Source organism: Vibrio sp. 10N.261.51.F11, assembly GCF_041471665.1.
Taxonomy (GTDB): domain Bacteria; phylum Pseudomonadota; class Gammaproteobacteria; order Enterobacterales; family Vibrionaceae; genus Vibrio; species Vibrio crassostreae_C.
On record NZ_JBFROW010000040.1, the window covers coordinates 24,699 to 40,677 of the forward strand.

Below are 15,979 nucleotides of genomic sequence, written 5' to 3' on the forward strand. Positions count from 1 at the left end.
CGAAAGGGTGATAGCCGATTCGTGCATGTTTTCATTTTGAACAGAAACTAAAAGATGGGGAAATGGGGTTAAAAATGGACTAATTACTTCTCGCTCGAGGCTATCCAAAGCTTATAAAAATCACTATAACCGGTTTGGTTAATCTCTACCCCATGAACCTCAACACTATTAAAAACCTTCTCTTTGCCGTGAAATAACGGACAAAGTAACTTCTGTTGATAAAGCGAATCTTCAATCTCTTTCAACTCGCGCATTGGGTCCTCGCCACTGACAGCAGCTCTAACTCTCTCGCAATGCGCCTTCATCTCAGAATTGTTGAAAATGAACCTGAGACCAGATGAAGCAAGTAGCCAATCGTAAAGACCATACTCTTTTGGCTGTTCGATAACTTCTTCAATAAATAACAAGTCTGCCGACTCACTCATGGAGCTAGGGTCACTGATATTGGTAAGCTCAACAACTTCAATAGCGACACCCGTTTTTACAATCGTTTGTTGCAGCCAGTCCGCCATATCTTGAAGTAAAGGAATCGTCATTCTAGGTCGTGTTAATACAACCGTGCCCGTCAAAATAGGAATGGGATTGCTGGATGTTAATTTACTCGGCGAGAAAGACAGATCATCCGTCACCATATCAGCATCAAACTCTTTACTGCTGGACTTGATAAACGATACCAACCTGTCGAGTTCTTCAGGGGTTATGCCCGAGTTTTCTCTACGATTAACCGCAAGATACGAAAGTGCATTGATTGTGGTTTCTTCTGCTACGCCAGATTGATTAAAACTCAGGGTGTGATCATTCAAACCTTCTATGTCGGTGAGCGTTATCTGTTCTAACAAGGCATTTTGAGCAAAGTAACCTCGGTGACGTTTAAGAACCAAGCACTCTTCGCTCCAATCGTCTAATGAGAAAGCTCCGGTTCCGATATAGGCACTGCGCCCGCTCGAAAAATAAGTACGCTTGCAGCGGTAAATAGACGCGTGTGGGCTAGTCAAAGCATAGAGAAACATTGGGTTTGCGTGTTTCAGCTCAATAGTCAGTTGTTTATCACCCACCACTTGAACATCACTGACCTGATCAAATAAAGACTGTACTGGCCCTTCGATATTTTTTAGCTGCAACAAACATTGAGCAACATCTTTGGCCGTTAAAGTTTCACCGTCATGGAATAACACATTCGGTCTCAACCAAAAATGCAGAAATCGCCCTTCCACCTTCCAATGGTGCGCGAGGCTCGCTTGGGGATTTCCCTCATGGTCTTGGACGAGTAACGTATTGTATAGACTTCTTAAGATGTGATGTTCTGCGGTTCGGTATGTTTTTGCTGGATCAAGGTTATCAACCCACGGATATTGAGTGATCAGTAAATGGTCATGTTGTTGATTGAACAGACTATGTTTTTCAGTCGCTAGCGTCAGTGCCTTTATTGCAGCATCACCATAGCTTTCTAGAAGGCGGGGAATAACGTTAAAACACCCTTGCTCTAACTGAAGCGCTAACACTTGTTCTAATGCTTCGGGAAAGCTGACCAAAATTCTAAACTGGCTAAGCTTCCCTCTTCCTTTGGACGGAATCCAACAAATCCAGCGATATTCCGATAAGCATTTAAGAATGATCGAAGTGTTTCTGCGAGAGGTCGATAGCGAGTGTTCAAGATCATCGATCGTTAGGTGATACTCTTCACCTAATTCATACTTTGCAATAAGCTGCTGAAGTCTACGTAAGTTAGCGTCGTTCAATGGATATCCGAATCAAGCGTCTAGTGGAACGAGAATAGCTGTAACCCAAATGGGAGGTCTATTTACTCATTCAAGTTGGAATATGCTGTATGAAACTGTTGATATAAATAATATCAAGATCCAACTTAATTTATAAACACCTCTTTTAGCAAACAAAATAATCACTGATCGTGCATATTCAGTGGCAAAAATAAGTGGGAGATTAATCCTCCACCGGATTTGCTATTTGCTCTACATTCCTGCCTTATCGTTGTGCTATTGAGCCAGTATTATCCAACTAAAGTGTCTATGTTACTAGCGGTACACAAGCAACATGGTAGAATGCCGCCATTAATCTTATCCTTGTATAAGATTGTTAAACCTTTCCATCGCTATTTAGCCAAATCATACCGAGAAACTTATGCCATTTTCCAAGCTTGGATTAAGCTCACCTATTGTTAAAGCCGTTGCAAAACAAGGCTATGAAAAGCCAACCTCTATTCAAGAAAAAGCAATTCCGATTGTTCTTTCTGGTAAGAACCTTATTGCTGCAGCACAAACAGGTACAGGTAAAACTGCGAGCTTTGTTCTCCCTATCTTAGAAATGCTAAGCAAAGGTGAAACGCAGCGTAAAAAACGTATCCGCGCAGTTATCCTGACACCAACGCGTGAGCTGGCAGTTCAGGTTGAACAGAACATCACTAAGTACGCGAAGTTCCTAAACCTAACATCACTAGCGATGTACGGTGGCGTGTCTTACCAACACCAGAAAGATCGTCTTATTGAAGGCGTGGATATTCTTGTGGCAACACCAGGTCGTTTGATCGACATGTACGGACAACGTGCCGTTCACTTTGATGAAGTGGAAGTACTGGTTCTAGATGAAGCTGACCGCATGCTAGACATGGGTTTCATTGAAGACATCAACAAGATCATCGCGCGTCTACCACAAGACATCCAAAACCTGCTGTTCTCGGCAACGCTTTCAACGCCAGTGCGTGCACTAGCGAAAAGTGCAATCAGTGAAGCGGAAGAGATTTCGATTGCCAAGACTGATGCGTCTAAAGCGAACATTGAGCAATGGTTGGTAACGGTAGATAAAGACCGTAAGTCAGCACTATTGAGCCACATGATTACCGAAGGTAACTGGGACCAAGCGCTTATCTTTATCGAAACCAAGCACGGCGCGGCTAAGTTGGTTGCTCAACTTGAGAAACGTGGTATTCAAGCGGAAGCTTTCCACAGTGGACGTAGCCAAGCGATTCGTGAAAAAATCTTGGCTGACTTTAAGAAAGGTCGCCTAAAATACTTAGTCGCGACGGGTGTTGCTGCTCGTGGTATCGATATCGACAACCTAAGCCGCGTAGTGAACTACGACATGCCATTCCCAGCAGATGATTATGTTCACCGTATTGGTCGTACAGGCCGTGCTGATGCATCTGGCGAAGCGATCTCTTTCCTATCAAAAGATAACTTCAAAAACCTGTGCATTATTGAAAAGCGTCTTGGTCACTTGATTGAACGTCGCGTTGTTGAAGGTTTCGAACCACGCAAAGAAGTACCCATTTCAGTATTGAACTTCGTTCCTAAGAAGAAAAGAGAACAGCAACAAGACTAAGTAATTTCAGCGACAGAAAATGCAAAGTTGCATTAACCAAAAGAAAAGTCGCGTTAGCCAAAATGAAAATAAAACGAAGTCCTATGTGGCTTCGTTTTGTTCTTTGAATTACATATAACGTTGAGGCAATAAGATGATCACTCCTATCGCAACGAGATTAACCCGCGGCCAAGACCTAAAGCTAGAGATCCAGAGGCTAGTGACAGCGCACAATATCTCCGCGGGCTCTATTGCGTCTTGTGTCGGATGTGTTTCTCAACTCAATATTCGCTTAGCTAATGCCAACAACACCAAGCTAGTTCAAGCTCCGTTCGAAATAGTCTCGGTGATGGCAACGCTAACCCCAAACCACCAGCATATTCATATCTCCGTTGCTGATGAGAATGGCAATGTAATTGGTGGGCATTTGCTTGAAGGGACGATTATCGCGACCACGGCTGAATTGATTGTTCACCGCTACGATACCTTGACCTTCAACAGAGAGCATGACGATTCGACGGGTTACACTGAACTTACTATCAGCAATAGCAAATAACTGATTTACCCATAGCAACACCAAACGCCCCATACAAAGCGATACTACCAAACAGCAATTAGGAAACACGATGGCTCCAAACTCCGCAGATTCCGTTATCGTTCTCGATTTCGAGACCACAGGCTTATCACCAAATATGGGCGACCGAGCGATTGAGATCGGTGCGGTTAAACTCGTTAACGGCGAAGTCGTCGACACCTTCCAGCAGCTCATGAACCCGGGATTTCGTGTGAGTGGATTCATTGAAGGTTATACCGGAATCAGTAACCGTATGTTAAGCACAGCGGCCAGTTGTAGTGAAGTGATGGATGAGTTTGCAGACTTCATTCAAGACAGCCAACTTGTCGCTCACAATGCCTCATTTGATAAGCGCTTTCTTGATGCGGAATTAGATAATATTGGTCGCGATTACAATGGACAGTTCGCTTGCTCAATGTTGATAGCTCGTCGTCTAATCCAAGACGCACCAACTCATAAGCTAGGCGACCTTGTGCGTTTCAAAAATATCGACAACGACGGTACTTTCCACAGAGCGTTAGCCGATTCAGAAATGACAGCAAGGTTGTGGTTATTAATGATCGATGAGCTGCAGAGTGACCACGGTATTCAACAGCCGAGCTTCCAATTGATGCAGAAAATATCGAAGACAGCCAAAGGTTCGATTCCAAAACTACTGATGAGCAACAGGGGTTAGGTTCCGAAATTCACCTTAAAGTGGGATGAAAGGCTAGCTCGACAATAACCGCTAGCCTTTAAAAGGGACGCTCTACTCTTGCAATGACTTCAACGTTCCTTTGAGGCTTTCTAATTCATTCATAAAATACGCCCACTGCTTGTTACTGCTGGTCGCGGCGATATCTACTAAAAACTTGGCTGATGTTTCCATATTTTGGTTGAGTTGTGACTCAAGTTCATCAGGATAATAAGCTTCATTGTTTAAAAGCAACTTCATGATAATCGGCTGAGCAATATGCAGATCGCTCTTCTTTGCCATCAGCGTCGTAAGCTCTTGATAGGTGTTGTTTTGATATTGTCGCCAACTGCTATTGGTATTTACCCACTCTTTAGACCAAGCCAAAATAATCTGTTTTTGTTCTTTCGATACTGAACCCAACCACCGTTCTGCACGCTCTTCTATTCTGCTTCGGTATCGCTCTCTCGAATCGTCATCGTTCAACGACAACCTTTCTTCATAATAGTCTTGCTGCTTTTCACGAAAGTTCTTTAAAAACTCCCTGTCTTGCTTAGGGCTAAGCTGCATACTCAAGGCGTAAATATCTGGAGCGAACTTATTGACGATTGTGCGAATATGCTCTTTCGTTTGTTCACTTTGGCCCACAATAAAAGCGGGATTCATATCCGACCGATCTACGTTTTGAATCGCTTCTAATTGCGAGATGTACAGAGGTAGCTGAGTTTCTTTATGCCATTTCTGTAATATATCTAATCGCTCTTCAAGCTCTGATTCTTGGCTATTTGAGAGGGAAACAAAATCTTCTATACAGCTAACGACAAACCAACCTATATTGTTATAGGCGAACTTGGTCCCGCACCCAGTAAATAGAAAACAGATCACTAAAACTAACCACCGGCACTTTCTCATTCTACCCTCTCACGACATTCAACAAAGCCACAAACCGATTAACTCATCCCTTTAAGGTTAGCCCAGTTTTTATAACGCTAATTCTAGCTCTTATAAAAGTAGTCTTAATAAACAGTGGTCGTAAAAACTTTGAGATAAATTGAGACCCAAACTTGCTAATCTAGCTATTTAGGCAAATGATTAAACTAAAAATAATTAATGGCAGTGATGTAACTTGATTTTATTACTCATTTGACGTGATACGAGCCCTATAAATGAGTTGGGTTGACGTATTTAAAATGATTGATATTTGGGAGGGAAGCTATGGCCGCTATTCCTGATCATACAAGCGATTTAGAATATGAGCTTTGTTATTTTGACGATGGATCAATAACCACAATCACGATATTCGTTCACAATCGACAGGAAGCGATGACTTGGTATCTTAGCGAAGGAAAACATATCAACGATCTTTATTCGATAAGACCCGATGAATAATGCTTTGGTATAGAGGACTAGGTCGATAAACCTAAGATAAGAAACCTAAGTGGCATTTTGTGGAACACCCTTTACTGCAATGCCATTAATTAGCAATGTCGTTAATTAGACATATCGCAGCAAAGGGATTCAGTCTCGAATTACTTCAGGATTCGGGCGCGGAATTGACGACCCTTCATTTTACCTGATTCGATTTTGTTCAGTGCTTTTTTAGCCACAGATCTTTCTACCGCTACGTAAGCACGCATTGCAAACAGATTGATCTTACCTACTGATTTACCATCAATGCCGCCTTGGCCCGTCAGTGCGCCAAGAATATCACCAGCACGAAGCTTAGCTTTCTTACCGCCATCAATTTGGATGGTAACCATGTTTGAGTAGTACGGCTTAGCAATTGGTTTTGCTGGCAGTTCAGATGGCTCGATTGGCATGTCCATGTACTCATCAATTTGAGCAACACGGTACATCTCTTTTTCGCTAAAGAAGCTGATCGCTACGCCTTTGCTTCCTGCACGGCCAGTACGACCAATACGGTGTACGTGAACTTCAGGGTCGCGAGACAATTCAAAGTTGAACACAGCATCTAGGTTATCAACATCAAGACCGCGAGCCGCAACGTCTGTCGCCACTAGAATCGAGATGGTTTTGTTTGAGAACTGAACCAAAGCTTGGTCACGTTCACGCTGTTCCATGTCACCATGAAGTTCGATAACACTGAAACCGCGGTGGCTTAGCTCATCGTTTACGTTCTGCACTTCTTTCTTAGTGTTACAGAACACAACCGCAGACTCCGGTTGGTGATGCAACAACAGCAGCTCTAGAGCGTCATCACGAGCTTCAGAACCTTCTAACTTGTAGAAGTGTTGTTGGATGCTTGAGTGATCGTGTGTTGATTCAACCTTCACCATTTCTGGATTGCGCATAATGCGGTCTGCAACAGATTTGATCTGTTTAGGGAAAGTCGCACTGAATAGCAGAGTTTGGCGTTCTTTTGGCGCCGCTTCAATCACAGCATCCAAAGCGTCTTGGAAACCCATCTCTAGCATGCGATCCGCTTCATCTAACACAAGTGTGTTCAGCTCAGACAGGTCAATGCGGCCTTTCTCTAGGTGATCAAGAATACGACCAGGTGTGCCTACAAGAATGTGTGCGCCATGCTCTAGTGAACCAATCTGTGGGCCCATTGGCATACCGCCACATAGTGTCAGCACTTTAATGTTGTGAATACCACGAGCAAGAGTACGAATCTCTTTTGCTACTTGGTCTGCAAGCTCACGAGTCGGACATAACACTAAAGACTGAACACGGAAACGCTTAACGCGTAGGTTCTGCAGCACGCCTAAACCGAAAGCAGCTGTTTTACCTGAACCCGTTTTACCCTGACCGATAACGTCCTTGCCATTTAGGATAGTAGGAAGACTTAACGCTTGGATAGGCGTCATTTCAGTATAACCAAGAGAATCTAACGTGTTTAGAAGCTCTGGTTTAAGGGCGATTGAAGAGAATTTTGAAGTGCTCAATGGAAATATCCAACTGGTGAAAAACAGAGTGCATTATGAGTGTTTTTGAAAATTATTCCACCTTAATCACAGTTTTGGAGAAACATGTTAGGCGAACACAAAAAAGCCAGCTTTGTTAGCTGGCTTTAACTTCTATACGAATTGCTTTCTATGGCACACCGTGACCTTTAGATGCCACCCATACGCGATACCACTGTTCGCGCGTCAGCTCGATTTTCAGTGCATCAACGGCCGTCTTCACACGCTCAATCTTACCAGAACCAATAATTGCAATTGGACTAGATGGTAAACGACGAACCCAAGCGTAAATCACTTGATCAATGCTGTCTGCACCGACTTCTTGACGAATCGCCTCTAGCTCATCACGAACGCGAACCGCTTGCGCTGAATCACCACTGAAGATGCTACCACCACCGAGACAAGACCACGCCATCGGGCGAATGCGGTTCATCTGCAGTTGATCTAGCGTGCCATCATGAGCCACTTCGAAGTTCAATGGGTTGATTTCAACTTGGTTGGTCACTAACGGCTTACCGAGTCGAGATTGAAGCAGTTCGAACTGACGCGGTGAAAAGTTAGAAACACCGAAGTGCTTAACTTTACCTACTTTGTGTAGCTCTGCGAACGCTTCTGCTACTTCATCGGCATCCATTAACACGTCAGGGCGGTGAATCAACAATACATCGATATCGTTAACACCTAAGTGCTCTAATGAGTTATTTACTGATTGGTAAATATGCTGCGCGCTGGTGTCATAGTGATTGATCTTACGATCTGGAGTGTGGTCACCACATAGGTTGATATCGCACTTGGTGACGATTTGAATATCATCACGAAGGCTTGGTTCAAGCGCTAAAGCCTCACCAAACAACTTTTCACATTGGTAGTTACCGTAAATATCCGCGTGATCAACAGTTGTGATGCCAAGATCAATATGTTGCTTCAGGAAAGTCAGGCGTTGTTGCGGGGTCATGCCCCACTCTGCTGTACGCCAGTATCCTTGCACCAGCTCAGAAAGTTCTGGGCCTTGTGGCGCTATCGTTACTCTTGCAACCATGGGTTGTCTCCTTTATCAATACTGAACGTATCCTAATCTCGTTTTACCGAAGGCTCAACGTATAACAAATGGCAAAGCTAAACGCTTATTAAAAATGTGAGAGCCGCAGAAAAACGAACACTTAAATGAATTATAACTTGCTGTCTGCCCGCGAGCCGTTCTCCTGAAAGGCTTGTTTAGCCTAATAAATAACGAAACTATCTATAAATTTGAGCAATTAAAAACGATTAAGTTCAACCGTTAAGTTGTCACCATCACTCTGTAACTGAATCCAAGGAGAAGTAGAGCTAGAAGAAGATAAGCTAGGCACATTCCACACACTCAGTTGCTCTGCTGAACCGTGAGGCGCGTTGATGAATTCGACCAGCTGTTTATCCACCTTATCGAAACCAACACCTTCATTTCGAGCTTGTTCGAGTTGAGCTGTAACATCGAATTCATCTTCACCAATACGAATTGAACTGAGAGCAAAGCCATCTTGGCGAAGGTATGCCTGAAGCTTTGTGTAACTTAGGTCCGAATATGGCAGGTTTAAGAGAACCGTTTCGACACTTGAGTCCCCCAACTCCAGTTCAACATACACATCCAGGTCGTAATATTGGGTTAAGTCACTGCACAACAAAGTACCTTCGATCTCACCACAATCCATCAACTCGATATCATTAATATAGTTTTGAGAATTCGGCAGACTTGGGCTGCTGTTAAATACTGTTCTTAGCCACCAGCTTTCGGTTGCTTGCGCTGAAAATGAAATAGCATTGAGGGACAGCATTAGAGGCAAGATTAGAACTTGAAAGATTTTCATCGACTGGGCTTATTTAGCGCTATATGAAGTGTCCATTATACGTGACCAAACGACAAACAACTGCTCGAGTCGCAAATTTTAGGCGAAAAAAAACGGGCATACATGCCCGCTAGATAATTTCATCACCGAATAACGTAATCCGTCACGTTGAGAACCATTACGAAAGAGAGAATATCACTCTCCCACAACAGTTACAACATGACATACCCATTACTTGTAGCCACCTTCAATAGCAGGCTCTTCAAGCGACAATCTGACTTTGTTACGTTGAATAGCTTCTGGCGGCAAGCTGATGAAGCCGTATTGGTTCAAAACGACTTGATGATCTTGTGACAAGGTAAGCCCAACAAAGAACTCCTCTTGTTCCGTAAAGCCTTTGCGATGCGCTGGAATATTCAAGTACATGTAATAAACCGTTGCTAACGGGTAACGACCAGAGAGGATCGTTTCTTTGTTTAGGTCGTAGTTCACACCTAGGTTATCAACCACGCTCAACCATTTCACATCAGAGATCTGATCTGAGTAAACGGTGTAACCAATGGCGGCATCTTCGTCTTCAATCTTATTAATCAGATCAGGTAAATCCGCTAAGAACTGAGTATGGGCATATTCTCCTTCTGTTCCACATTCGACCCAACTTGAAAAGGTAGTATGGCCTTTCAGGTTGTGATCAATGGCAAAGGGCAACATATGAGTATCTAGGCTTTCACCGTTACGAATATCACTACTTGCTGACCATTTTGGATGTTTAGGATCGTTAGAACAACCAAACACATCAATTAATTCAGCGACGGTGATTGATGTCGCAGGGTTATTTTCATTGGCTAGAATCGCAATCACGTCAGCGGTAAACATCAGCTCTGTTGGCCTATAACCGTAACGCATATCAAACCTAGCCATCTCTTTGTCAGTCCACTTTTTGGAAGTGATACCAACACGCGAGCGCTGCATGATCATCTGTTCTGGGACGCTGTCACTCAACAAGATTTCTAAGTCGATCTCTTGGCTCTTAAGCAGATCTTCTACAAGCCCCTGCATATTCGGCTCAATCGCGACCAAACCAATGTCACTGGCATCATTCGCGAACGTCGATGCAGAGAACAACATAGGTACAGCAGCAAGCAGTAAGCCCGATTTATTCGATAGACGTTTCATTACTGGCCTCCTACTGGATCAATCGACGTTTTAGACTCAACATCGCTATTACTATCGAGCTGCATTTCTGAAGTGAAGATGTTCCAAGATGGATTCACTTCCATGCTTTCTGTCTTAATCACCGCAATCGTTCTGCGCTTACGCTTGTGAAGGTGCTGAGTTAAGCTGGTTATCTGAGTAAACTCTTGTTCGAAGATACGCTCACCATTGATGCCTCTATCAATCAATGCGTCTCGAATCACGCCAGTTCTTTTCTTGGCCAATGCTTTGTTATAAACGTTTGTACCTTCAGCACTGGTATCTCCGACCAAGGTAACCGAAGCATCAGGCTGCTCTCCTAGTAAACGCACCAACTCATTTAATACAGCGGTATGATCAGGTTTAAGGTCATACTTATCAAAATCAAATGCCACACTTAATACTTCAACATCTTCGACAATTTTCCAATTAGCACACCCTTTAATGTCTACTGTTACACCTTCTGGCGTATCGGCACATAGATCTCGCTGGTTAATCACACCATCTCGGTCATTATCCGCTAAGTCATCAATTTGGTGGCGTGTCATTGTCGTATCAGGCGTTTCTGCACATCCCATTAGCAAGATAGAGCTAAGTAGCGCTAGTTTAAAATATCTCATTACTTATTCTCCCCTTGCCACTCTTCTGGATGTTCAATCCTCAACGCATACGTCAACATACCCATCGCATTTAACACTCGATAAGCCGCTAACGTTTGATCATATTCAGTGCTGATGAAGTTTCTTCGAGCCAAAAACACTTCTACTTTTGCATCCAGTACATCAAGAAGGCTTCGTCTGCCAACATTGAATTGCTGGATATAGCCAAGCTCTGCAATTTTCGCTGCATCAACATTCTGTTGAAGTAAGGATTTTTGCTGCTCAAGCATTTTGTAAGCGTTCCAAGCCAGTTGTGTACCTTCTCGAACCTCACGCTCTGTTCGTAATCGGATCGCCCTTGCCTCTTCCACTCGCCAAGCTGACGATTCAACCCTGGAGTCGGTAGAGAAGCCATTAAACAGGTCATAATCCATCGTCAACATGATACGTGCATCTTCATCGACACCGCCTGGCGGGTTAGATACGTTGTCATTCTTATTGGCATGAAGCTCAAGTTTTAGTTCTGGGTAGTAATCCCCTTTCTCGCGGCGCATCTCTTTACGAGCCGCGTCGATATCAAGCAAAGAGGCTTTGATTTCAGGGTGATTCTCGACAGCTTGTTCAAGTGCGACCTGTGCTGAGCTTGGTAATAGAGCGTAATCAAACCGGGGGTAAACCAAGTTCACCGCAGGTTTGCCAACCAAGCGTAGATACTGAGTTTGCAAATCAAACAGGTTGTTCTGAGCGGCGATAAGTGAAGACTGCGCGGTCGCGACACGGGCGGAGATTTGAGCCAGATCCGAGTTGCTACTCAAGCCTTTGCTCTTTTTATCTTGGATATCTTGATAGATCTCTTGGTGCTCTTTTACATTACGCTTAGACAATTCAAGTAGCGTCTCTGCTTTTAGGATATCGAGGTAATTTCTCACCACATCTAACGATACGTTTTCAGCTCGCGAAATCAGAGTTAGACGCTCAGCTTCTGCTTCGAACGTCAGTCGATCGACATTCGATGTGGTTTTAAAACCATCAAATAGTAACTGGGATACTTTAACGCCAATTTCCGTTCTCGTTAGGCCTCGATCATCGGTATCAAGTTTGCTACCACTGTTGTAGCGCGTTTCTTCATAACCTGCTGCCGCGTACAAGTTCACTTGCGGCATATACAAACCACTCGCCGCGTCTCCGTCTCTGACCACCGATTGGTATCGGGAGTATTGCGCCAATATCTCTGGGTTATAGTCGATGGCAAAGGCCACGGACTCTTCTAATGAAGCTGCTTGAGACAGCCCACTCATTAGCAAGCAAGAAGAGAGTAAGAATTTTGAATGCATTACACTTCCTTTTATATTTATGCTTTAACCCACTTCATCGTTCACGAAGTGAGTTTTCCTTAGCTCGTAAAATAGGTTTTAACCAATAACTCAATACTGTTTTCTCTCCGGTTAATATATCGACCGCGACTTGCATCCCTGGGATAATGCTAAAGGCAGAGTTTTGTTGCTGGTCTTCGTTTAACTGAATATGGGCACGATAATAGGCGTTTCCGTCTTCCGTTTGTAAGGCGTCGGCACTCACGTAAATCACCTCGCCTTTAAGTCCGCCATAAATGACGAAATCGTAGGCCGTGAATTTCACTGTTGCACCTAACCCGTTATGAACAAACGCAATATCTTGCGGAGAGATTCTCGCTTCAACAATCAGGTCACTGTTTGATGGAATGATCTCAATGATCGGCTCGCCGGGACGAACTACACCACCAATGGTACGCACAAAGATCTCTTTGACTGTGCCATCAACGGGCGCGACAATTTCAGTACGCTTGAGTTGGTCGGCAATCGCCTGCTGGCTTTCGTTCAGCTGCGCTATCTTGCTCGCCACTTCATTCAACTGGCCTTGCACTTTGGTACGAAAATCTAAAGCGATACTTCGATGATCCGCTATCGACTCTGAGTAGGCAGCTATCTGCTTCTGCGCTGCTACTTTTGAGCTAGCAATATCACCTTTGAGTTTGACTACATCACGGTTGAGTTTAAGTAGCTCAACTTCCGCAACAGCACCGCTCGCTACCACGTCTTTCAGCATGTTGCGCTCACGAATCACAATCTCGAGGCTGCTTTCAAGAGTCTGGATATTGTTAAACGTATCGACACGAGCTTGGTCTTGTTGCTCGATACGAAGTGCCGCCTCTTCCAGTTCAGACTTCAACTGTCCTAAACGTTCTCGGTAGTTCGCCTTGGCATTCATTAACGCAGGGTGGCTTGATACATCAACCGCAATATCTTGAGGCACCAAGACCACTCGCTCATACCACTCTTTCGCATCGTTATTTAAAACGACCGTCGACAGCTCAGCCTTTAATCTTAATTGCTGAGCAAGCAAGGTATCCGCTTGTTGAGCCGACTCTAAAAACGCCGCCTTAAAACGTGTGTCTTCTAACTTAGCTAGAGGTTGCCCCTTCACTACAGATTGGCCTTGTCGCACCATGATCTCTTGAACCAGTCCACCTTCTAAGCTCTGAATGGTTTGCACCGAAAGACTTGGAACGACTTTACCTTCACCGATCACGACTTCTTCTAATGTTGCCCACGTAGCCCAACCGATAATTGATACAATGAGTAGAGCACTCAACCAAATCAGCTTTCGAGAGCGGAATGCTAAGTGGTTGTTGGTCCATTGAATATCATTACTCATGACGACCTCCCTTCACCACAGATACCGTCTTAAACCGGCTCGTACCTTTAGGTACACTTTTCTTCTGTAAAGAGAGAATTTCTTTAGGTTCACCTTCTGCCACGATTTGACCTTCATCCAATACAATCACTCGATCACACATCATCAAGAATGAAGACTTATGGGAGCTGATTAGCATTGAGGTTTCTCTCGGCATACTTTGAAGTGCATTAAAGAACTGAATCTCGGCCTGATTATCTAGCGCGCTGGTGGGCTCATCCATGATCAATAACTTTGGACAACGATACAGAGCTCTCGCAATGGCAACGGCTTGGCGCTGACCACCAGAAAGTAACCGACCACCCTCACCGACAGGTGTTTCAAGGCCATTGCTTAGGCGCCCCATGTAACCATTCAAACCCGACTGTTGAAGAGCTTGTCTTAGCTTTTCTTCATCAACGTTGGTCGCACCAAGCGTAACGTTGTCGTAAACACTGCCAAAAATAAGATTAGTGGTTTGCCCTACCCAACCCATGCCACTACGCAGAACGCTGGTTGGCCATAATTGCCCATCGATTTCTTGATAGAAAGCTTGTCCTGTTGTTGGCAAATACTGGCGCGCAACAATCGATAGTAGAGTTGTTTTACCCGCGCCTGCCGCACCGACAAGACCAACTCGCTCACCCGGTTTGATCTCTAGGGAAATCTCCTTTAATGCAGGGCTTTGAGTCTCTGGATAAGTAAACGTCACTTCATCTAACCTAACCCCACCATCAAAGTCTCCTTTGTCGATAACTTGGTGTTTGGACTCTTCCTGAGGTAGCTCCATAATCTGATTCAGCCCTTCAACGGCCGAACGTGTTTGCTGGAACCTCAGCAATAGAAGAGAAAGCTGGTTCACCGAACTTGCAGCGCGCCCACTCAACATCACAACGGCTATCAAACCACCCATACTCAGCAAGCCTTCAGAGATCTGATACACGCCGAAGATGATCAGAGTGATGGTAACGATCTGCTGACTGGACTGAATAGAGTGCGTCACGATATTGGAGTAATGACGAGATTGAGTCTGCCATTGAGAGAGCGACGAAATCGTCTGTTCCCAACGCTTCTGGGTAATACCCTCTGCATTGTTTTGCTTGATATCCGGAAGGGTTGTTAAGCAATCAAACAGCTGGGCTTGTCTTTGTGTCGAGAGACGTGCGGTTTCATCGAATGTTTTCTCGACCTTGCCTTTCATCGCGATGCTCAGCACAATCAAAACAAGCATGATCGCGACAGGTATGAACATCATTGCGCCACCGAGCCAGCCGATAAGCAGTAGGAATAACAAAGTGAATGGCAGATCGACTAAAGTGACTAACGAGATAGAAGTGAAGAAATCTTTCACGCTATCGAAGTCTTGAAGCTGTCTGGCAAATGCGCCTACCGATTGAGGTCGATTTTCGAGCTTCATACCAAGGACTTTCGAGAACAGCTGAGAAGACAACTTGTTATCAATATAGCGCCCAGCCATATCAGTCACAGAGCTTCGTGAGCTTCTCAATACCCAATCAAAAATAACAACGATACCAACGCCTGCTGCTAATACCCAAAGCGTGTTAAACGCTTGGTTTGGCACAACACGGTCGTACACATTCATGGTAAATAACGGAACCACTAGCGCAAGCACGTTGATCAAGAACGAAGCGATAAACAGATCGCGATACCAAGGCTTCACTTCTTTGACCACCCGCCACAACCAACGGGTGTTGGATTTACTGTCATTGCGCTCATGTGCCTGAACACGGGCGTCATCAAGCGCTTGAGCACCCACTTGCCAAACAAATGCATCCACTTTAATGACTAAGTCTTTAAGGAGAATTTGTTGGCTTAAGTTGGATTCACAATTCAATACTTGAAAGTCGCCAACGGAGCTTTGGGTTACGACAAGAGGAGACCCTGTAGCGGACTCAACAGCAACAACAGGGAACTGACATTGATTCAATAATTCTTTTTTAACGTGGCTCAGCGTTAACCCCGATTTCTCAATCGCTCTTGGAAAAAGGGATTCATTGAGCCTGCCTTCATTTAAAGGTAGGCCAGACACTATTTTGGAAGGGTGACTGCGAACATTAAAATGCTCACACAACCACTCAACACAAGCTAGCCAGCTGTCTTTTTGTTCTACCAATCTAAACTTCCTTTTATAGACTGTACAT

Annotated in this window: 14 protein-coding genes; 4 read left to right on the plus strand and 10 right to left on the minus strand. The window is 44.3% G+C overall.

Annotation, left to right across the window (positions count from 1 at the left end):
* Positions 1 to 83: 83 nt before the first annotated feature.
* Entirely contained in the window at positions 84 to 1,739 is a 1,656-nt protein-coding gene (locus AB4351_RS14430) for an ABC transporter substrate-binding protein (protein ID WP_372126374.1), read from the minus strand.
* 400 nt (positions 1,740 to 2,139) lie between these two features.
* Between AB4351_RS14430 and AB4351_RS14435 the strand changes: the two genes are divergently transcribed.
* From AB4351_RS14435 to AB4351_RS14445, 3 genes are all read left to right on the plus strand, one after another.
* Positions 2,140 to 3,336, plus strand: coding sequence for a DEAD/DEAH box helicase (locus tag AB4351_RS14435; RefSeq protein ID WP_017064352.1), 1,197 nt, complete (start codon positions 2,140 to 2,142; stop codon positions 3,334 to 3,336).
* A 133-nt stretch (positions 3,337 to 3,469) separates the two neighbouring features.
* Positions 3,470 to 3,871 carry a PPC domain-containing DNA-binding protein gene (locus AB4351_RS14440; protein WP_017059481.1) on the plus strand — a complete coding sequence of 134 codons (402 nt, stop codon included), beginning with the start codon at positions 3,470 to 3,472 and terminating at the stop codon, positions 3,869 to 3,871.
* Positions 3,872 to 3,941: 70 nt separating this feature from the next.
* A complete protein-coding gene (locus tag AB4351_RS14445; protein ID WP_017059480.1) occupies positions 3,942 to 4,565 on the plus strand; it encodes a PolC-type DNA polymerase III in 624 nt (207 codons plus the stop codon).
* Between the two features lie 72 nt (positions 4,566 to 4,637).
* On the opposite strand, the gene AB4351_RS14450 is transcribed toward AB4351_RS14445, so the two are convergent.
* The gene (locus AB4351_RS14450; protein ID WP_372126375.1) at positions 4,638 to 5,474 is read right to left on the minus strand and encodes a DUF6279 family lipoprotein; all 837 of its coding nucleotides are present in this window, start codon (positions 5,472 to 5,474) and stop codon (positions 4,638 to 4,640) included.
* A gap of 303 nt (positions 5,475 to 5,777) precedes the next feature.
* On the opposite strand from AB4351_RS14450, the gene AB4351_RS14455 reads away from it, so the two are divergent.
* Positions 5,778 to 5,951 (plus strand): RNA helicase, encoded by a 174-nt coding sequence (locus AB4351_RS14455; protein ID WP_065677708.1) that lies wholly within the window; start codon positions 5,778 to 5,780, stop codon positions 5,949 to 5,951.
* 140 nt (positions 5,952 to 6,091) lie between these two features.
* Here AB4351_RS14455 and dbpA read toward each other — a convergent pair whose 3' ends face one another.
* From dbpA to AB4351_RS14495, 8 genes are all read right to left on the minus strand, one after another.
* Positions 6,092 to 7,471, minus strand: a complete 1,380-nt coding sequence (gene dbpA, locus AB4351_RS14460) for an ATP-dependent RNA helicase DbpA (protein ID WP_017064348.1) — start codon at positions 7,469 to 7,471, stop codon at positions 6,092 to 6,094.
* Positions 7,472 to 7,619: 148 nt separating this feature from the next.
* Positions 7,620 to 8,528, minus strand: coding sequence for an aldo/keto reductase family oxidoreductase (locus AB4351_RS14465; RefSeq protein ID WP_017064347.1), 909 nt, complete (start codon positions 8,526 to 8,528; stop codon positions 7,620 to 7,622).
* Between the two features lie 217 nt (positions 8,529 to 8,745).
* Positions 8,746 to 9,333, minus strand: coding sequence for a hypothetical protein (locus tag AB4351_RS14470; protein ID WP_372082810.1), 588 nt, complete (start codon positions 9,331 to 9,333; stop codon positions 8,746 to 8,748).
* A 210-nt stretch (positions 9,334 to 9,543) separates the two neighbouring features.
* The gene (locus tag AB4351_RS14475; protein WP_102333940.1) at positions 9,544 to 10,488 is read right to left on the minus strand and encodes a PstS family phosphate ABC transporter substrate-binding protein; all 945 of its coding nucleotides are present in this window, start codon (positions 10,486 to 10,488) and stop codon (positions 9,544 to 9,546) included.
* The gene (locus AB4351_RS14480) at positions 10,488 to 11,126 is read right to left on the minus strand and encodes an OmpA family protein (RefSeq protein WP_017059473.1); all 639 of its coding nucleotides are present in this window, start codon (positions 11,124 to 11,126) and stop codon (positions 10,488 to 10,490) included. Before AB4351_RS14480 ends, AB4351_RS14475 begins: the two co-directional genes overlap by 1 nt.
* A complete protein-coding gene (locus AB4351_RS14485; protein ID WP_372126377.1) occupies positions 11,126 to 12,439 on the minus strand; it encodes a TolC family outer membrane protein in 1,314 nt (437 codons plus the stop codon). Before AB4351_RS14485 ends, AB4351_RS14480 begins: the two co-directional genes overlap by 1 nt.
* A gap of 34 nt (positions 12,440 to 12,473) precedes the next feature.
* On the minus strand, positions 12,474 to 13,799 hold the full coding sequence (locus tag AB4351_RS14490; protein WP_017059471.1) for an HlyD family type I secretion periplasmic adaptor subunit: 1,326 nt from the start codon (positions 13,797 to 13,799) through the stop codon (positions 12,474 to 12,476).
* A complete protein-coding gene (locus AB4351_RS14495; protein WP_372126378.1) occupies positions 13,792 to 15,951 on the minus strand; it encodes a type I secretion system permease/ATPase in 2,160 nt (719 codons plus the stop codon). Before AB4351_RS14495 ends, AB4351_RS14490 begins: the two co-directional genes overlap by 8 nt.
* Positions 15,952 to 15,979 lie beyond the last annotated feature (28 nt).